The sequence below is a fragment of the Nodularia chucula CCY0103 genome (assembly GCF_963923915.1).
GTDB lineage: Bacteria > Cyanobacteriota > Cyanobacteriia > Cyanobacteriales > Nostocaceae > Nodularia > Nodularia chucula.
In genome coordinates this window covers 1-561 of the sequence record NZ_CAWUOL010000226.1, presented here as the reverse complement: position 1 = coordinate 561, position 561 = coordinate 1, and the positions used below count along the sequence as shown (strand labels likewise).

At 44.7% G+C, this 561-nt stretch carries 1 protein-coding gene; it reads left to right on the top strand.

Annotation, left to right across the window (positions count from 1 at the left end):
• Positions 1-392, top strand: a 392-nt coding sequence (locus ACM0OP_RS24325; protein ID WP_414530970.1) for a hypothetical protein, incomplete at its 5' end; no start/stop codon positions are given.
• Positions 393-561 lie beyond the last annotated feature (169 nt).

Below are 561 nucleotides of genomic sequence, written 5' to 3'. Positions count from 1 at the left end.
TACACAATGCACGGGTGCTTGCTCCATGTGGTATTCCCCGGTGTGGGGTGGGAGCTATCGGATATCTGAAAATCCAATTAGCCCTACTATTGCATATCCAAATATCCTATGTCAATATTAGTTTATGGATTTTCGGATATGCAATAATTGGAAGCAAGAAAATATTATGCAGGATAGTAACTATGGCAAGGACGGGACGACCCAAGGGGCGCGAAACGAAGGGAGTAAGCTTAAAAGTCAACCCGGATGCGTGGGAACTTTTTCAAGAATTGGCGCAGGGCTTGGGACTCACCAGGTCGGAACTGGTAGAGAAAATAGCTACGGAACAGATACCTCTATCCTTAGAGGACAGTCAATTGAAAGACTCGCTGGGAAACTCGTTGGCCAGCTGATAAACGAGACTGAGAAGCAACTGGCATATCATGACCAACAGTCTCAATTGTTAAAAAGCAGACTTCAAGAGCTACAACAGCTTTCCGAAATTAAATCCACTGAATAAACCGTCCACCTATCCACAGGTCGGACGGTTTTTTGATGCTCTCATGACCAAAATCACTGAAG